We start from the raw sequence: 18,438 nt of genomic DNA, 5'->3' as shown, positions 1-18,438 counted from the left end.
TAAAGCGCAAATCCCTCCCTGCCGTTTCCCCGGACGAGGGGAGTGCAATATCTATGCCATTCACATCGCGTTGTAACCAAACGATCAGCAGCAAAGCGAGTCGTGAAATTTCGCGAGTTCTCGATTTCTCGTAAGCTGAACTGCTCAGGAAATGTTCGACGTCGATGTCGTCCGCAAAAGCATGTCGATCCTTAGATTGCGTTATCATGACCGGGGTCACAACAAAAAACAGAGCGCGCTCCGAATTGCATCGCACCGCGCGTCGCTGGCATCTCAAACAATCGGAACGCCCAAACAATCGAACCGCCCGGCCCCCAAAGCACCTTGAGGACAGGCCGGCCACGAACACACACAGGAGACGACAGTGGCTTACGAACTTCCCCCCTTGCCCTACGACTACGCCGCGCTTGAGCCCCACATCGACGAAGCGACCATGAAGCTTCACCACGACAAGCACCACCAGGCCTACGTCACCAACCTCAACGGCGCCGTCGACAAGCACCCCGACCTCGGCAGCAAGTCACCCGAAGACCTCCTCAAGGACCTCAACGCCATCCCCGAAGACGTCCGCAAGGTCGTTCAGAACAACGGCGGCGGCCACGTCAACCACACCATGTTCTGGCAGATCATGAAGCCCAAGGGCGGCGGCGAGCCCATCGGTGCCATCGCCCAGCAGATCAAGGCCGACTTCGGCGACTTCGACTCCTTCAAGAAGCTCTTCAACGAGACCACCGCCAAGCAGTTCGGCTCCGGCTGGGGCTGGCTCATCTTCAAGGGCGGAAAGCTCCAGATCGTCACCAGCGCCAACCAGGACAACCCCATCTCCCAGGGCTCCTACCCCATCCTCGGCAACGACGTCTGGGAGCACGCCTACTACCTCAAGTACCAGAACCGCCGCCCCGACTACCTGGCCGCCTGGTGGAACACCGTCAACTGGGAAGAGATCAACAATCGCTTCGAAATCGCGAAATCCTACAAGTAAACCTCATACAGCACAAGCAAAAGGGGCTGCCATCAGGCGGCCCCTTCCTATTACGTGCTCACTTCATCACCATGACGGAAGGCCCAACATTCGACCCGCCCTCGGCTGGCCGAACCGAACAATTGGCCGTCTCAGCATGCCCCGGAAAACCTGCGAAACACGAGACATGCAACTTCACCTCGCGCCGCATTGGGGTCGTAGCAGTCCCATCGTGTGCGGGCTCCAGCAACCACCCTGAGATTTGTCCAGATATCTCGTCCGCCAGGTGCTTGCTAGGAAGACCGTTGACCGATACATCTTCGACAGTCCCGTCCCTTCTCTGTGTGAATGCCGCAACGACACCCGGCAAAGAGAACGTACGTCCAGCAAAAGCCGGATCAGGCGTCATCACCCCCAGGTGGCACTCAAGACAGCCGTCCAGATATCGCTCGTTGTATGCCACCTGAAACATCGCCGACGTTGCATCCTCCGGTGCTGGCTGCGGCGAATTCGAAGCAATCGCGCTTCCGCACTCCAGCCCGTCATCCACAATGCACACTTTCGTACCCACCATGGCCCATTTCGACGTTGTCGGCAGATTTTGAGGGAGCGAGAAGATTCGCTCCGACTCGCCGTACAAAACCTCGATCACACCGTATGGAAGTATGCACCCCTGCGTCGTACAAGCTTGAAATTCGGTGGTCGCTCGCACACCATGCGTCCAGTTCCTCGCGTCAGGCGAATGCAACGCCACCGGAGCACTATAACCTCCTCCCGGATTGTGCTCCCGTCCGAGATACTCGATTCCAAACGCCCAATACTCCCCATTGCGCACAAGCAGGGTGCCGGCAAAGGTGTTGCTCACATGCGTTGGAGTCCATGATTTCCCTCCATCCGCAGTCGAAAGAAAAATATTCTCGCCTTCGGGCTGGTGAAGAGCAACCGCTAGATGAGAAGAGTTCAATGCAGCTACAGACTCGACCTCGGAGAAAGGTCGAACCCGCTCGTCGTTCTTCATCGCATCAATCTCTTGCCAGTGGTCTCCGCCATCCCCAGTAGCTTCACTACTCCGCCGATCTGCGCAATCCCATTTCGGGCATCGGAGAACGAGAATTGCTGAATTGTGCCTCCTGAGTTGTGCGCAATCCACGTCGTGCCGCCGTCCGTGGTGGATAGCAACAATCCGCCGGTGCCTGCGGCGTGGCCGGTCATCGCATCCACGAAAGCAATATCTAGAAGAACGTCGCCGTCCCGCGTCTGATGTCGGACTGCCCACGTTTGCCCACCGTCGCTCGACACCGCAATCGTTTCATTCGTTCCGCAGGCCCAAAGCGAATCGCCAACGTACAAATCAAAAGAACCCAATTGCGAATTGCCATCTGATCTCGCTGTAAGTGAAGTGCTTACAAAAATATCATCCCGGCTCCTCACCGCTCCGGATGCAGATGCGCCGTCAGAAACTCCACATACACCTGCCAATCCCCCGGAACCATCCCATGCCCCCCATCATGCATGTAATACCCGATATCATGAAACACTGGAGTCTTCGCCTCCGGCCAGCCATCCGGCCCAAGACCCAGCCCTTCCTTGCCCAGCAGCCTATAAACCGGCTCCGCCGCCACCGCCGCTAAAAACTCCCCCTTCGGGTCCGACCAGAAGTCCGTCGTCCCCGTCTGCAGCAGCACCGGCCGAGGCGCAATCAGCGCCACCAGCATGTGCGCATCCATCGGAGCCTTGTCCGGAAACCCCGCCCACTTGCCGAAATTTTCCGCGAACTGGTACGGATATCGCGAAGGCGCCGTCAGGTGCGCAATCGTCTCGCCGTAATCCCGATGGCTCAGCGCCGCCCCGCCCTCGCCCGAGCAACTCGCGATCACCGCCGCAAACCGCTCGTCTTGCGCCCCCGCCCACATCACCGTCTTGCCCAGCCGCGAGACCCCATGGATCGCCACCCGCTTGGCATCCACGCTCTTGTCCGTCTCGAAGTAGTCCTCCACCCGGCTCATTCCCCACGCCCACGCCGCAATCGAGCCCCACTCCTCTGGCCCACGCGTCCTCTTCTTCAGATAAAACCTGCGAACGCCCTGCGAGAACCCCTCCGCATAGTCCGGCTCCACATCGCCGTAATAAAACGTAGCCACCCCAATCCCCGCGTCCAGAAACGCCGCCACATCGATCTTTCCAAACTCCCGCCCCGTCTTCGCCGGAACCTTCGCCTTCGTCTTCGCGTCCCAAATCTCTCCTTCCGGAAGCCCCGGATCATCGACCATGCTCGAAGGCGCCGTAAAGCTGATCGTCAGCAGCATCGGCACCGGCCTCTTCACCGCAGCCGGCAGATACTCCACCAGGTGAATCACCGGAGCCGTCTTATTGGCCAGCAGATGAATCTCCACCCTCCTCCGCACCGCCTTCCCACGCAGCGCCTCGGTCCCCTTCTCCACCACCTCGAAGCGCTCTCCCTTCGGTCGTCCGGGTTCCACTCCAAACTGCTGCGCCTCGAGAATCCGCACAATCTCCGGCCGCCGCCGCATCGTCCAGGTCTTCGCATCCTTCACCGGCTTGCCATCATTCAGCACCAGAGGATCAGGAAGCGTATACGTCCCCACCTTCCCCTCGTCATAGTTCACCGGAATCCCCGCCACCTCACGCGGCAGACTAGCCGGAGCCTCCGGCCGCGGCCCCTGCGCAAACCCACCATGAATTCCCATCAACCCCACCGCCATCCACAGCCCCACCCGCAACCTCATCCGTAACCCTCCGGCCCGACCAGTCTCCCAACGCACGAATACTAACGGATTACAGCGCCTGTCGCCTCAAGGTAGAGACCTCATTCTGCCCTGAGCGAAGCCGAAGGGGAAGAATCGCAGTAGTTCGCCGAACCACCCACCATGTCGTCAAAGCCGTCATTCTGACCCTGAGCGAAGCCGAAGGGGGAAGAATCCCAGCAGTTCACCAGAAACACCCACCATTTCGTTAGGGCCCGTCATTCTGGCCCTGAGCGAAGCCGAAGGGGAAGAATCGTAGTAGTTCGCCTTTGCGCCCACCATTTCGCACCGTCCCCCTAGACTTTCCCCGGAAAATGGCTGTCAAGCCCCCCGAATACGCCATAAATCCTATAAACCAATAAAAATAAAAGACTTATCTCCAAAAAATAGCCCCAAAAAGTGCCGATTATTTACCCTCCACCCGCTAAACTAAAAGTAGTCAGGAAAAAGAAAAGGCCCGGGATCACTCCGGGCCTCACTTCATCAACTCATTTATTTTCAATATTTTGACACTTAAGTCCAACAGCTTCAATATTTACTCCTCAACCCCTTGGCTAAACCTTTTAGATCCAAGATTTTGCCAAAAACAGGGGGGAGGGGCTACTACTCCAGCTGCCCCTTCCGCGGCCTCCGATTCGCCTGCAGCACCTTCTTCCGCAGCCGCAGCGACTTCGGAGTCACCTCCACCAGCTCATCGTCCGCGATGAACTCGATCGCCTGTTCCAGCGTCTGCTGCTTGTAAGGAACCAGACGCAGCGCGTCGTCCGAGCCTGAAGCGCGCATATTCGTCAGCTTCTTCTCGCGAACTGCGTTCACGTCCAGGTCGTTATCGCGCGAGTGCTCGCCCACGACCATGCCCTCATACACCTCGGTTCCGTCGCCGACAAACAGCACGCCGCGGTCCTGCAGCCCATTCAGCGCATACGTCGTCGTCGTGCCGTTGCGGTCCGAGATCAGCGCGCCCGTCGGACGCTGCGGAATCTCGCCCTGGTAAGGAACATAACCATCAGCAATGGAATTCATGATGATCGTGCCCCTCGTCTCAGTTAGCATCTCCGAGCGCAGGCCGATCAGCCCGCGCGAAGGAATCATGAACTCCATCCGCACGCGCCCCGAGCCGTGATTCGTCATCTTGGTCATCTCGCCCTTGCGAGGCCCAAGCCGCTCGATCACCGTTCCCACAAAGCTCTCCGGAACGTCCACCGTCAGGTGCTCGTTCGGCTCCATCAACTTGTCCTCGATGCGCCGCGTCACGATCTCCGGACGCGAGACCATCAGCTCGAAGCCCTCGCGACGCATCATCTCGATCAGCACCGAGAGCTGCAACTCGCCGCGCCCTAGCACCTTGAACGTCTCAGGCGAACCAGTATCCTCGACGCGAATCGAGACGTTCGTCAGCAGTTCCCTCTCCAGCCGTTCCTTCAGGTTGCGACTCGTCACATACTGACCTTCGCGACCCGCAAACGGCGAGTTGTTTACCGAAAACTGGATCGCAATCGTCGGCTCATCGATCTTGATCAGCGGCAGCGGAGCAGGATTCTCGATGTTCGTAATCGACTCGCCGATCGTGATGCCCGCAACGCCGGCGATCGCAACGATGTCGCCCAGCGTCGTCTCCGTGATGTCCGTGCGCTTCAGCCCGTCGAAGCTGAACAGCTTCGTGATCTTCACGTTCTGCAGCGACCCATCGGTCTTCGAGACCGCAACTTCCTGACCCGTCGTCAGCGTCCCATTGAAGACGCGAGCGATGGCAAGACGGCCCAGATAGTCGGAGTAATCGAGGTTCGTCACCAGGATCTGCAGCGCGCCATTCGGATCGCCTTTCGCGACCGGAATCGTGTTGGTGATCAGCTCAAAAAGCGGCTTCAGATCGGTTCCTGGAGTCGCCAGGTCCATCGTCGCTGTTCCGGCCTTGCCATTGGTGTAGATGATCGGAAATTCGAGCACGCTCTCATCGGCGTCGAGGTCGATGAACAGGTCATACACCTCGTTCACCACCTCCTGCGGACGAGCGTCCGGCCGATCGATCTTGTTGATCACAAGGATCGGAGTCAGCTTCGCCTCCAGCGCCTTCGACAGCACATAGCGCGTCTGCGGCAGCGGACCCTCCGAAGCGTCGACCAGCAGAACCACGCCATCGACCATCTTCAGCGCGCGCTCCACCTCGCCGCCGAAGTCAGCGTGACCAGGCGTGTCGACGATGTTGATCTTCGAATCCATGTAATGGATGGCCGTGTTCTTGGCCAGAATCGTGATGCCGCGCTCCTTTTCAAGGTCGTTGGAGTCCATGACGCGGTCAGCAACCGCCTCATTGGCGCGGAACGTTCCGGACTGGCGAAGCATGGCATCGACAAGCGTGGTCTTTCCATGGTCGACGTGGGCGATGATGGCGATATTGCGGATTGGCTGCTGGCTCACTGCGTTGAATGTCCTGTCTGCACGCCTAAGAGTGGATAAAATAGGGATTTGGGCGTCACTATTAGTCTAACGTAGTGAGCGGTTTCCCGGCACGGCAAAGCGAACCGCAGCAGATATTTCACTGGCATTTCTTGCTGATTTTTCGTTCTCGTCATCTCGTCGCTGTACCCCGTTGATCACAATCAGACATCGCGGAGGTAAGACAATGAGCAATCTGAACGGGAAAGTGGCAGTCGTCACCGGCGCTTCCAAGGGCATCGGAGCGTCAATCGCCGAACATCTGGCCGCGGATGGCGCTTCCGTAGTCGTCAACTACAGCAGCAGCAAAGCAGGCGCCGACGCCGTCGTGGACAACATCAAAGGCAACGGCGGTAAAGCCACTGCAGTACAGGGAAACGTCGCAAAGCCGGAAGATATCAAAAGGCTCTTTCAGGAGACCGTGGCCGCTTACGGCAAGGTCGATATCCTGATCAATAACGCCGGCATCTACGAGTTCGGACCACTGGACGCGATCACACCGGAGCACTTTCACAAACAGTTCGACCTGAATGTGCTCGGACTCCTTCTGACGACTCAGGAAGCCGTGAAGCACTTCCCGCCTGAAGGAGGAACCATCCTGAACATCGGCTCCATTGTGGGCCCAATGCCTGCGCCAATGGGCTCCGTCTACAGCGCAACCAAAGCGGCCGTGGACGCAATCACTGTCTCGCTATCCAAGGAGCTTGGACCCAAAAAGATCCGAGTCAACTCGTTGAATCCGGGCATGGTGGATACCGAAGGCTACCGCGCTGCCGGGCTCGCCGAGAGCGCGGAACGCAAGTACGTCGAGGCAGGAACACCTCTGGGAAGGATCGCCCATCCCGACGACATCGCGAAGGCTGCTGTCTTCTTCGCCTCCGACGATTCAGGATGGATCACAGGACAGATTGTGGTCGCGGCAGGCGGATTTCGGATGTAGTACCTCTAAGAGCCTCCCCTTGGCGGCGCGACTATTTTCCTTGAGTTTCGTCGTCCGGGGAGGTGGATAATAGAGACTGCGCGTCGAGATCTATTCGCGCAGGGAGTTTGACCATGACGACCACAGGCGTTGCCGATTGTACTCACCCGCTACGGACCGGAGTAGCGGACTTCGTAGCGGGACTAAAAGACCTGGAGCGGGATCTCATCACCAAGGAACGGATCGCCGCATACATGGCTGCAACCACGTTGCGCCGCGAAGCCCTTCACGACTACGTCTGGTGGCGCGACAGCTTCTACACCCGCAATCTGATCTACCGCGACGAACTCTTCGAGGTGATGACCATCTGCTGGTCGCCCGGCCAGAAGACTGCCATCCACACCCACAACGGCCAGCTCGGCTGGATGACCATCTCGCAGGGAGAAGTCCTCACCCACGAGTACCATCACACCCGCTGCAACGCTCCTGAAAACCAGAACGTCGTCAACATTGACTGCCTCGGCGGAGCCACCGAGCTTCAGATCGACAAGGTCCGCACCCTCAGCTGCGTCGAAGGAAGCGGCATGGTTACAGTCGACAAGCTCCAAACCATACATCAGATCGAAAACGCTGGAACGACCGGCTGCATTAGCCTGCACGTCTACTCCAAGCCCTTCGACTCCTGCATTGCCTTCGACCTCGAGCACCAGCGCTGCTATCGACGTCAGCTGAGCTACTTCAGCAAAGAAGGCCACAGGCTGGAAAAGTAATTTGCTGCCCCGTCCGCAGCAGAATATGTTTTGGCCCGCCGCAGGGCTGTCGCTATACTCAAGGTTCTTCCATGGCCCAAAACCAGTCCATGCAGTTCGCGCAGACGTCACTCAAAAGCTATCTGCTGGACTATGCCTACGACGAGATGTTCATCGCGGAAGGCGAGCTTCACCGTCACTACGAGCTGCTCTTCGGACACATCTCCTCGCTTCCAGCCGACGAGCTGCAACGCAGAAAGCAGGCCGCAGACCTCAGCTTCCTCAACCAGGGCATCACGTTTACCGTCTACGGTCGCCAAGAAGGAACCGAGAAGATCTTCCCCTACGATCTTCTACCGCGCATCATCACCGCCGCGGAGTGGGAGAAGGTTGAGTCCGGACTCACGCAGCGTATCACCGCGCTGAACCTCTTCCTCAAAGACATCTACAACGAAGGCCGCATCCTGCGCGACGGCGTCGTCCCGCGCGAGATCGTCTTCAGCTGCCGCCAGTATCGCCGCCAGATGATCGGCTTGCAGGTGCCGCGCAACATCTACATCGCCATCTGCGGAACCGACCTTATCCGCTTCGAAAACGGCGAGTTCGTCGTCCTCGAGGACAACCTTCGCGTCCCCAGCGGAGTCAGCTACATGCTGACCAACCGCCGCGTGATGAAGCGCATCTTTCCTCAGCTCTTCCGCAGCTACAACGTCCGGCCCATCGAGCAGTACACGCAGCTGCTGCTGGGAACACTGCGCTCTCTTGCCCCCGAAGGACGTCCCGAGCCGAACATCGTTCTGCTCTCGCCCGGAGTCTTCAACTCCGCCTACTTCGAGCACGCCTATCTCGCCCGTCAGATGGGAATCGAGCTGGTGGAAGGCCGCGACCTCGTCGTTCACGACAACATCGTCTACATGCGGACGACCAGCGGTCTTCGCCGCGTCGACGTCATCTACCGCCGCGTCGACGACGACTTCATCGATCCGCTCGCCTTCCGCCCGGATTCGATGCTCGGCGTCGCGGGACTCTTCAACGCTTATCGCGCCGGCAACGTCACGCTTGCCAACGCCTTCGGAACTGGAGTCGCCGACGACAAGGCTCTCTACGCTTACGTGCCCGACATCATCCGCTACTACCTCGCCGAAGAGCCTGTGCTCAAGAACGTCGAGACCTATCTGATGACACGCCCAAGTGAGCGGCAGCATACGATCGCAAACCTCGACAAACTGGTCGTCAAAGCCGTTGGTGAGAGCGGCGGTTACGGCATGCTGATCGGGCCGCAGTCCACCGCTGCGCAGCGCGAGGAGTTCGCCGCGAGGATCGAAGCCGATCCGCGCAACTACATCGCCCAGCCGACGATCTCGTTCTCCCGCGCTCCCTGCCTGATCGAGGACTCGCTGGAGCCGCGACACGTCGACCTTCGCCCCTACGTTCTCTACGGCGACCGCGTCACCGTCGTTCCCGGCGGCCTGACCCGCGTCGCGCTCGAGCGAGGATCGCTGGTCGTCAACTCGTCGCAGGGAGGCGGAAGCAAAGACACATGGGTGCTGAGCCAGTGAGGGAGATGCCGATGCTGTCCCGCGTCGCCGATAGCCTGTACTGGATGAGCCGTTACCTCGAGCGCGCCGAGCACACGGCTCGTCTGCTGGATGTGAACCTGAACCTGATGCTCGACGAGAGCTCCACCAGTTCGGAGCATCGCTGGCTGCGGGTTCTGCGAGCGCTTGGCAATCCGCGCGACGTGGAATGGACCGACGACCCTGACACCCTTACGCGGATGCTCTCCTTCGATACGAACGTTCATGCGTCGATCGTGCGTTGCATCGTCGCCGCCCGCGAGAATTCGCGGCACGTCCGCGAGCAGATCTCCACCGAGCAGTGGCACAGGCTCAACTCGCTCTATCTCCAGGTCACGAAGCCGGAGATCGCAGCTGAGATGGAATCCACCGAGTTCCTGCAGATGGTGATGGATTCCATTCATCAGTTCCAGGGCATCACCGATTCCACGATGAGCCACGGCGAAGGATGGCAGTTTATTCAGGTGGGACGGTTCATCGAGCGCGCCACGGCCACTGCCATGCTGATAGAGGCCTATCACGACGATCTCTGGGTTCACCCCGAACGGCTTCCGGAGGGCAGCGAGTACCTGGAATGGATGGGACTGCTGCGCTCTGCCACCGCCTTCGAGGCCTACTGCAAGGTCTACACCGCGGACCTTACGCCAAACCAGATCCTCGAGTTCCTGCTGCTGGACGAGCAGTTTCCTCACTCCCTGCGATTCGCGATCGACAGCATGCAATGCGCGCTGGAGGCGATCCAGCGTGAGAGTGGAAAAAGCCGCGCCGAGCCGTTGCATCGCCTCTCTGGACGCCTGAGCGCCCAGCTCAGCTTCAGCAGCATCGACGACATCCTGCGCCAGGACGTCGTCGCCGCGCTCCGCAATATTCAGGCGCAGTGCCGCGAGATTCATCGCATGATCTACGAGCTTTACGTCGACTACTCGGTTCAGACTGCACTGGCGGGCTAGAAGGGACTTTCGGAATGTACTACTCGATTCGACATCTCACGAAGTTCCTCTACAGCGATCCGGTAAGCGAGAGCATGATGGAGACGCGGATGCATCCGCGCAGCGACCAGACGCAGCGCTGCCTCACCTTTCATCTCTCGGTCAGCCCGCGCTGCCGCGTCTTCAGCTATCGCGATCACCTTGCCAACCACGTGCATCACTTCGATATTCCCGGCCAGCACCCGCAACTTGTGATCGTCGCGGAATCGGTCGTCGAAGTCATGCCCCCGGCGCATATTCCGTCTTTCCTCGCCCCGGATGCATGGGCCGAGTTGGATGCAATGGTGGAGCAGGGCGATTACTGGGAGATGCTTTTGCCGAGCGAGTTCGCTCAGCCGACTGACGCGCTGGAATCGCTGGCGACGGAGCTTGACGTTCGCCGCCATGACGATCCGCTGATGGTGCTGCACCAGTTGAACCAGCAGATCTACGAGCACTTCGACTACAAGCCGAAGTCCACCAAGGTCGACTCGTCGATCGATCTGGCCCTCAGCACCAAAGCCGGCGTCTGCCAGGACTTTGCTCACATCATGACCGCGCTCGTGCGTTCGAAGCTGCGGATTCCCTGTCGCTATGTCAGCGGCTACCTGTTTCACGGAGCGCATGACCACGATCGCTCGCTGCACTCGGCCACGCACGCCTGGGTCGAGGCATTTTTGCCGCAGCTTGGCTGGGTCGGATTCGATCCCACCAACTGGCTGCTCGCGCGAGACCGTCACATCCGTACGGCCATCGGCCGCGATTATGCCGATGTTCCCCCAACACGCGGCATGTTTCGGGGCCAGGCAGGCAGCGAGCTGACCGTAGCGGTTCGCGTGACCCCGAGCGAGGCGACGACAGGGCTCGATCAGGAGCTTCCAGTGCCGGAGGACTGGTCGATACTGGTGGAGAAGGCGACGCAGCTGCCTGAGCAGCCGCAGACAACGCGCCAGCAGCAGATGGCGCAGCAGCAACAGATCCGAAGGCGCGTCGACCTGCGCTCGTTAGAAATTTAGACCTGCGTTCTCTGGAGATTTAAAGGTTCAACTTCTTAAAGACCCGCTCCGGGATGTGGCGGATGACGAACATGATCGGCTGCCACTGAAACGGAACGTAGAGATTGTCGACGCGCTTGTCGATGGCGGCGACGATGGACTTCGCGACAGCGTTCACGTCGGCGAACTTCTCCGAGCCCTTCATCCCTGAGGTCATCGCGGTCTTCGTCGGTCCGGGCTTGATCGTCAGGACGGTAACGCCCTCGCGATCCACGCGATTGCGCAGTCCAGCGAGGAACGCCGAGAGGCCGGCCTTCGAGGAGCCGTAGACGTAGTTTGACTTGCGTCCTCGATCGCCCGCGACCGAGGAGAGCACCGCGATGGTTCCGGCGTGCCGCTGGACGAAAAAGTTCGCCAGCCAGGTGAGGAGTGAGACCGGTGCCATCAGGTTGGTGTAGAGGATGTGCGCCGCAGTGTTGAAGTCCTGCTCGGCACGTGTCTGATCACCGAGAACGCCGTGGGCAAGATAAGCGACATCGAGGCCTGCGAGCGAGTTGACTGCGTGGGCCAGCAAAGCAGGATGCGCGTCAGTGTCGTCGAGATCGGCGACCGCTGTTTCGACGAAGCTGGCGCCACGAGCGCGGAGATCGGCGGCGACGGCGGCGAGCTTCTCTGGGTTGCGGGCGACGAGAAACAGGCTATCACCGCGCGAGGCCCAGATGCGGCACGTTGCTTCGGCGATCCCGGAGGTCGCCCCGAGGACGAGAATCTTGCGCGGAGCTGCGTTCGCCGCTCCATTCACTGCGATTGCGGTTTGAGTCATAGATGCGGTTGGTCTCCGGTGACGCGCTCCCAGAAGCTCGAGGTGATCATTGGGTCGCGGAAACGAGCCAGTTGCTTCCATTCGGGATAGAAGGCCTGAAAGTGCAGGGCGGTCATTGCTGCGTCTTTGGCTGGATAGAGCCTTCCACCAAATTCGAGCGTCATGTCGGCGAGGCGCTCAAAGAGGGGGAAGCTCTTGTCAGGCTTGATGGGAAAGTCGAGCGCGAGCGTGATGCCGGGCTTGGGGAAGCTCATCAGGCCGGGCGAGGGAGCGTCGCCGAAGGCTTTGAGAACGGCGAGGAAGCTGGCCAGGCCGGACTTGGCGACCTCTTTGAGGATCGCTACGGTGCCTTCGCGGGCGTTGTTCCACGGGATGACGTATTGGAACTGAAGCAGGCCGCGCTTGCCGTACATGCGGTTCCAGTGCAGGACCTTGTCCAGAGGGTAGAAGAAGGGCTCGTAGTCGTGAAGCGCGACCTGGCGCTTGCTCATCTGCTTGTGGAAGTAGAGCGTGTTGAAGGCCGCGACGCTCAAGTGGTTCAGGGCGAAGCCGGGGGCGTCGAAGGGGAAGACGAGCTTCGGCTCGGGCGAGGGCTTCAGTTCGGCGCGCTTGGTCGAGTGGTCGCCCTGCATGAAGATTCCGCGGCAGAAGTTTTTTCCGGTGGAGGTGCAGTCGACCCAGCTTACGGTGTACTCGATCTCCTTGCTGGCCTCGGTGAGGGCGAGGAACTCGTCGATGCCGTGGAACTGGATTCCTTCGTAGTCGATGAGGCGGGAGACAATGGGCTTGAGTTGAAGCGTCGCCCAGCGGATGAGGCCGGTGAGGCCGAGGCCCCCGATGGTCGCGGAGTAGAACTCGCGATTTTCTGATGGCGAGCAGTGGAGGACGGTGCCGTCGGTGCGGACCAACTCGAACTGGGTGACGTGGCGGCCGAAGGTTCCGGCGACGTGGTGGTTCTTGCCGTGGATGTCGTTGGCGATCGCTCCGCCGAGGGTGACATACTTCGTGCCCGGGGTTACGGGGAGGAAGAAGCCTCGGGGGACGGCAAAGTCGAGGATCTGCGCGAGCGAGATGCCGGCTTCGGCGGTGAGCAGGCCGGTCTCAGGATCGAAGGCTATGAGGCGGTTCATCGCCGGGGTCGCGATCAGGTTGCCGTCCTTGAGCAGGCAGACGTCACCATAGCTCCGGCCGAGGCCTACCGGGAGGATGCCGTTGTGCAGGTCGCGCGCGACGGCGGGAAAGTCACTCTGCCAGTGCAGCGGAATGACTTTGGCTGCGTAGGTGGGGTAACGTCCCCAGGATTCGAAGCTCGCGGATGCGGGGTTCGAGTTGCCGGAGTCGTAGCGGAGGCTCTTCTGGGCTTCTTGGGCTTCGGCGGGCGGCATGGTTAGAGGATACTTCCCTTGACGTTCAAACGCAGTGGATAAAAAGAAGAAGCACGGCTTTCGCCGCGCTTCTTTGGATGCGTTTGTGTCGTGTTTACGCTGCTGCCTTGGCGGACTTCGCGGCGGCGAGGGCGACCTTGGCATGCTCGGCGAGTGCGGTGAAGCCGGCTGCGTCGTTGGCGGCGATGTCGGCGAGGATCTTGCGATCGAGGCCGTTGCCGGCCTTCTTGAGGCCGTCGATGAAGGTCGAGTAGCTCATGCCGTTCAGCTTGGCGGCGGCACCGATGCGGACGATCCAGAGGGAGCGGAACTGGCGCTTCTTCTGCTTGCGTCCGGTGTAGGCGAACATCAGGGAGCGCTCGACGGCTTCCTGGGCTGCCTGGTAGAGCTTGGATTTGGTGAGGAAGTAGCCACTCGCGCGCTTGAGGATCTTTTTGCGGCGGTCGCTGCGCTTTGTACTCCGTTTTACACGGGGCATGGTGATTCTCCTTTTGCGTACTACGTTTAGCGGCTGGAGGTAAGGCTTGCCTCTTCACTCGCTTGCTACTTCAGATCTCGGTGGAGTTCGCTACGCTCACTCCAGGGGCCTTTACGCTCTTGCCGGCCCTTTGCTGTCTCCAGCGACTCGATCTGAAAACCTGTGTCCCTTGCCTAACCTCAGGCGTAGGGGATCATGCGGGCGACTTTGGCCGAATCCGCCTCGGAGACCAGGGTGATCGAGCGCAGGTGGCGCTTGGTCTTGGTCTTCTTGGAGGTGAGGATGTGGCGCATCTTGGACTGGCCACGCTTGAACTTGCCCGTGCCGGTCTTCTTGAAGCGCTTGGCCGCGCCTGAGTGTGTCTTCAACTTTGGCATTGTGTTCCTGACTGGTTGCTCGTGTTTCGACAACCTTTTGAGTATACATGAAATCGGTCCGGAAGCGGAGGGTTTCAGCAGCCGGGACCGGTACCGGCTCCCCTGCCCCTCCCCTCCCCCATAATTGCGCAAAGTATTCTATTTACGATACTTGGTCTGGTACTTCGCCGGGCAAGAGGCGGTAGAGTCCTGATTTACGAGAAGTTTGATCGTAAACTATTCATTCAAGATGGATTCCGGGCTTTGAACTGTCCGCGCGGCCCCGATTTTTCTTATTACTTCCAGTGTATCGCAATGGGAGAAATGGATCGGCAGATTTTTTGAAGTGTATGTGCTTGTTTTTGTGTTAGTTACGCAAAACAGGGGCTTGACAGCGCGAATTTGGGGTAAAAGGTGAGGGCCCCGGCGGGAGTCTGCCGAGGCCATGGATGGTATGCCCTGCATTGGGCAGCTTGGTTTGCTGTGGTTCGTTATTTGTAGATTATTCCGCCGCCGCTCGAGCTGCCGCCGGACGAGGTTCCACCGCCAGAGGTGGAGCCGCCACCAGTGCTGCCACCAGTTCCGCAGTAGCCACCGCCGTTACCGCGGCCGCGATCGCAGTTGTTGCCTTGGCCGGAGTTCTGGCCGTTCTGGTCGCACTGGCGCTTCGTGTTGGTGTGATCGGGACCGGTATCGCTGCTGTGGTCGTCGTGGTGAAAAAAGGAGGAAAACCAACCGCCGCCGCTATGCTCGGAAGCAAAGGCAGAGGGGGAGGCCACCAAGGAAAGACAGAGTGCAGATGCCATCAAAAGACGATTCAGCTTCATTGCTTCACCTCTGGGGAATCAAGATAGCAACGGGTGGGTGAGGAATCATTACAACTTTAGGTGCAAGGACTTAGAGGGCAGATGGAGGAGAAGATGCGTCTGGGGAGGGTGGGAGTTTGGAGGGTGGGTTGCTGTGGCGAAGCTTGGAAGACGATGAGCTCTGGAGAGTCGAAAAATACAGGGTCTCTCCACTCCGCTTCGCTTCGGTCGAGATGACGTCGAGTCTGGAGCGCGCCACCTGATTTCAGGGAGTTTAGCAATCAGAGCTACCACGGGAACTGACACATAGTGTGCCCGGAATCCAGCCGGATACTGCGTGTTTTGAAGTGTCTTTCGCGGCTTGGGGCAGCCCCTGCGCGTGTTATACTTAAGTTACAAAAAATCCCGGTTGAACCTGTGTAAAGTGCTTGATTGACGCGGCTTTTCCCGAATCGGGCCGCGGGTTCCCGGAGGGTTTTGCGAGCACTTTCAGGAGCTACATGGCAACCACGGCAGTCCCCACCGGAACAGAACTTTTGCAGGACGAGAAGACGGCGAATAGCACGGAACCGAAGCAGGCGCCGGGCAGCTATTCGGCCGAGAACATTACTGTTCTCGAGGGCCTGGCTGCGGTGAGGAAGCGGCCTGCGATGTATATCGGCTCGACGGGCGAGATGGGACTGCACCACCTGGTGTATGAGGTGGTGGACAACTCGGTGGACGAGGCGTTGGCGGGGTTTGCGACGCGGATCGATGTGACGATCCATGTTGACAACTCGATTACGGTGACCGACGACGGTCGCGGTATCCCCGTGGGCGACAAGACCGTGAACGGGAAGACGATGCCGGCGGTGCAGGTGGTTCTGACGATCCTGCACGCGGGGGGCAAGTTCGACTCGTCGAACTACAAGGTTTCGGGCGGTCTGCACGGCGTGGGTGTGAGCTGCGTGAACGCTCTGAGCGAGGAGTTCGACGTCGAGGTTTGGCGCGACGGCTTCGCCTGGACGCAGGACTACGCCAAGGGCGATCCGACGAGCAAGCTGCGCAAGATGGGTCCGAGCACGAAGCGCGGAACCAAGGTTCACTTCCTTCCGGACAAGACGATCTTCACGGTGACGGAGTACAACTACGACACGCTGGCGCAGAGGCTGCGTGAGCTGGCGTTCCTGAACAAGGGCCTGGAGATCCACCTGACGGACGAGCGCACGACGGATGCGAAGACGGGTGAGAGCCGGCACCAGGAGTTCAAGTATGTTGGCGGCATCGCGGAGTTCATCAAGCACCTGAATAAGGGCAAGCAGGTACTGCACGAGAAGCCGATCTACATGGAGGCCGAGCGTGACAACGTGGCCATGGAGATTGCGCTGCAGTACAACGATGCGTACTCGGAGACGATCTTCACCTTTGCCAACAACATCAATACGGTTGACGGCGGAACTCACCTGCAGGGCTTCCGCGCGGCGCTGACGCGGACGATCAACTGGGCGGGCCAGCAGATGGGCCTGTTCAAGGACGTGAAGGAGAACCTTTCGGGCGACGACGTTCGCGAGGGTCTCGTTGCCGTGATCAGCGTAAAGCTGTCGCAGCCGCAATTTGAAGGACAGACGAAGGGCAAGCTGAACTCGGACATTGCAGGCACGGTGCAGGCGTTTGTGAACGAGCGGCTGGGCGCGTTCCTGGAGCAGAATCCTTCGGTTGCGAAGAAGATCATCAACAAGGCGATCGACGCGGCGCGTGCTCGTGAGGCTGCGCGCAAGGCGCGGGACCTGACGCGGCGCAAGGGTGCGCTGGATGGCGGAGGACTGCCGGGCAAACTGGCGGACTGCTCGGAGAGGGAGCCGGATCGTTGCGAGCTTTATCTGGTCGAGGGTGAGAGCGCAGGCGGAACGGCGAAGCAGGGGCGCGACCGGAAGTTCCAGGCGATTCTGCCGCTGAAGGGTAAGATTCTCAACGTCGAGAAGGCCCGGTACGACAAGATGCTGGGCCACGAAGAAATTCGTGCAATGATCACGGCGCTGGGCTGTGGCATCGGCAAGGAGGACTTCGACGCGACGAAGCTGCGCTACGGCAAGCTGATTCTGATGACGGATGCCGACGTGGACGGTTCGCACATCCGCACGCTGCTGCTGACGTTCTTCTTCCGGCACATGACGGAGCTGATCAAGCGCGGGCACGTGTATATCGCGCAGCCGCCACTGTATCGCATCAAGAAGGGCAAGTTTGAGCAGTACATCAAGGACGACCGCGAGTATGTGAGCGTGATGGTGAAGCGCGCGTCGGACGGCATGGTGATTCGTTATGGCGACGGCGGAGCAAAGCTGGAAGGCGCATCGCTTACGAAGTTCATGGGGCAGTTGAAGGACTACCTCGAGTTCTTCGACAAGGCGCAGAAGCGTCTGAGGAACGAAGAGGTGATGCGCGAGTTTGCCGACTTGTTTGCCCATGAGGGCAAGGAGCCGGCAAAGCGCGCGGACTTCGAGTCGCCGGAGAAGCTGAAGGCGATGAAGGCGAAGCTGGACGCGGTGGCGAAGACGTACCAGTTCAAGCATGTGGGCGACGTGGAGTTCGACGAGGAGCACAAGATGTACTCGGTGAACTTTACGGACGCGCAGGGTGCGGTAAGGACGATCGACTGGACGCTGGCGTCGGCTCCGGAGAGCCGGCAGATGCTGGGCAAGCATGCGCAGATCAAGGAACAGCTGACTGGGCCGTTTGTGATCGAGTATGCGGCGAAGGGTGCGAAGGCGGATGCGGCGGACGAGGCTGAGGAGGTCGCATCAGAGGAGGGCGTGGCTGAGACGGCTGCGGCTCCGGGTACGGCTCTGGAGGCGAAGCCGGGCAAGCGGCCGGCGAAGGCGAACCAGGATCCGGTGGAGAAGAAGACGGCTCGCGAGGTCTTCGAGTATGTGATCGAACAGGGCCGCAAGGAGTACCAGGTGCAGCGGTACAAGGGCCTGGGCGAGATGACGGCTCCTCAGCTGTGGGAGACGACGATGGATCCGGACCGCAGGACGCTGCTGCAGGTGAAGCTGGAAGACCTGGCGGCGTGCGAAGAGATCTTTACGACGCTGATGGGCGAAGACGTGGAGAGCCGGCGCAAGTTCATCGAAGAGAATGCTTTGGATGTGAAGAACCTGGACATCTAAGCAGGTCGTCGCAGGAGTGTGAAGGAAAAAGGGCTGGGCCAGTGAACGATGGCCCAGCCCTTTGTTTTGTCTGT

16 protein-coding genes are annotated in these 18,438 nt (G+C 59.7%); 7 read left to right on the top strand and 9 right to left on the bottom strand.

Features of this window, described 5'->3' with window-relative positions:
• Nucleotides 1-364: 364 nt before the first annotated feature.
• A complete protein-coding gene (locus Q363_RS10970; RefSeq protein WP_035350057.1) occupies nt 365-982 on the top strand; it encodes a superoxide dismutase in 618 nt (205 codons plus the stop codon).
• A 58-nt stretch (nt 983-1,040) separates the two neighbouring features.
• Here the strand turns inward: Q363_RS10970 and Q363_RS10965 are convergent, their stop codons facing one another.
• The 4 genes from Q363_RS10965 to typA form a co-directional block, all read right to left on the bottom strand.
• Nucleotides 1,041-1,979, bottom strand: coding sequence for a hypothetical protein (locus Q363_RS10965; RefSeq protein WP_035350055.1), 939 nt, complete (start codon nt 1,977-1,979; stop codon nt 1,041-1,043).
• Nucleotides 1,976-2,311 (bottom strand): WD40/YVTN/BNR-like repeat-containing protein, encoded by a 336-nt coding sequence (locus tag Q363_RS10960; protein WP_035350052.1) that lies wholly within the window; start codon nt 2,309-2,311, stop codon nt 1,976-1,978. Before Q363_RS10960 ends, Q363_RS10965 begins: the two co-directional genes overlap by 4 nt.
• Before the next feature lie 77 nt (nt 2,312-2,388).
• A complete protein-coding gene (locus tag Q363_RS10955) occupies nt 2,389-3,708 on the bottom strand; it encodes a glucuronyl esterase domain-containing protein (RefSeq protein WP_035350050.1) in 1,320 nt (439 codons plus the stop codon).
• Between the two features lie 621 nt (nt 3,709-4,329).
• Nucleotides 4,330-6,144 (bottom strand): translational GTPase TypA, encoded by a 1,815-nt coding sequence (typA, locus tag Q363_RS10950; protein ID WP_035350048.1) that lies wholly within the window; start codon nt 6,142-6,144, stop codon nt 4,330-4,332.
• A 205-nt stretch (nt 6,145-6,349) separates the two neighbouring features.
• On the opposite strand from typA, the gene Q363_RS10945 reads away from it, so the two are divergent.
• From Q363_RS10945 to Q363_RS10925, 5 genes are all read left to right on the top strand, one after another.
• Nucleotides 6,350-7,102, top strand: coding sequence for an SDR family NAD(P)-dependent oxidoreductase (locus Q363_RS10945; RefSeq protein WP_035350046.1), 753 nt, complete (start codon nt 6,350-6,352; stop codon nt 7,100-7,102).
• Nucleotides 7,103-7,215: 113 nt separating this feature from the next.
• Nucleotides 7,216-7,851 carry a cysteine dioxygenase gene (locus Q363_RS10940; protein ID WP_035350043.1) on the top strand — a complete coding sequence of 212 codons (636 nt, stop codon included), beginning with the start codon at nt 7,216-7,218 and terminating at the stop codon, nt 7,849-7,851.
• Between the two features lie 71 nt (nt 7,852-7,922).
• Nucleotides 7,923-9,389, top strand: a complete 1,467-nt coding sequence (locus tag Q363_RS10935) for a circularly permuted type 2 ATP-grasp protein (RefSeq protein WP_035350040.1) — start codon at nt 7,923-7,925, stop codon at nt 9,387-9,389.
• Nucleotides 9,390-9,400: 11 nt separating this feature from the next.
• On the top strand, nt 9,401-10,357 hold the full coding sequence (locus Q363_RS10930; protein ID WP_035350037.1) for an alpha-E domain-containing protein: 957 nt from the start codon (nt 9,401-9,403) through the stop codon (nt 10,355-10,357).
• Between the two features lie 14 nt (nt 10,358-10,371).
• Nucleotides 10,372-11,391 (top strand): transglutaminase family protein, encoded by a 1,020-nt coding sequence (locus Q363_RS10925; protein WP_035350035.1) that lies wholly within the window; start codon nt 10,372-10,374, stop codon nt 11,389-11,391.
• 19 nt (nt 11,392-11,410) lie between these two features.
• Here Q363_RS10925 and Q363_RS10920 read toward each other — a convergent pair whose 3' ends face one another.
• From Q363_RS10920 to Q363_RS42740, 5 genes are all read right to left on the bottom strand, one after another.
• Nucleotides 11,411-12,193, bottom strand: coding sequence for an SDR family oxidoreductase (locus Q363_RS10920; protein ID WP_051978647.1), 783 nt, complete (start codon nt 12,191-12,193; stop codon nt 11,411-11,413).
• Nucleotides 12,190-13,578 (bottom strand): FAD-binding oxidoreductase, encoded by a 1,389-nt coding sequence (locus Q363_RS10915; RefSeq protein ID WP_035350032.1) that lies wholly within the window; start codon nt 13,576-13,578, stop codon nt 12,190-12,192. Before Q363_RS10915 ends, Q363_RS10920 begins: the two co-directional genes overlap by 4 nt.
• A 94-nt stretch (nt 13,579-13,672) precedes the next feature.
• A complete protein-coding gene (gene rplT / locus Q363_RS10910) occupies nt 13,673-14,056 on the bottom strand; it encodes a 50S ribosomal protein L20 (RefSeq protein ID WP_035350029.1) in 384 nt (127 codons plus the stop codon).
• Between the two features lie 179 nt (nt 14,057-14,235).
• The gene (gene rpmI / locus Q363_RS10905; protein WP_035350027.1) at nt 14,236-14,433 is read right to left on the bottom strand and encodes a 50S ribosomal protein L35; all 198 of its coding nucleotides are present in this window, start codon (nt 14,431-14,433) and stop codon (nt 14,236-14,238) included.
• A 470-nt stretch (nt 14,434-14,903) separates the two neighbouring features.
• A complete protein-coding gene (locus tag Q363_RS42740; protein ID WP_035350025.1) occupies nt 14,904-15,239 on the bottom strand; it encodes a hypothetical protein in 336 nt (111 codons plus the stop codon).
• Between the two features lie 479 nt (nt 15,240-15,718).
• On the opposite strand from Q363_RS42740, the gene gyrB reads away from it, so the two are divergent.
• Nucleotides 15,719-18,364, top strand: a complete 2,646-nt coding sequence (gene gyrB, locus Q363_RS10895) for a DNA topoisomerase (ATP-hydrolyzing) subunit B (protein WP_035350023.1) — start codon at nt 15,719-15,721, stop codon at nt 18,362-18,364.
• Nucleotides 18,365-18,438 lie beyond the last annotated feature (74 nt).

The organism is Edaphobacter aggregans DSM 19364 (assembly GCF_000745965.1).
GTDB lineage: Bacteria > Acidobacteriota > Terriglobia > Terriglobales > Acidobacteriaceae > Edaphobacter > Edaphobacter aggregans.
Note: the sequence above shows the minus strand (reverse complement) of the source record. Positions and strands in the feature narration are given on the sequence as shown.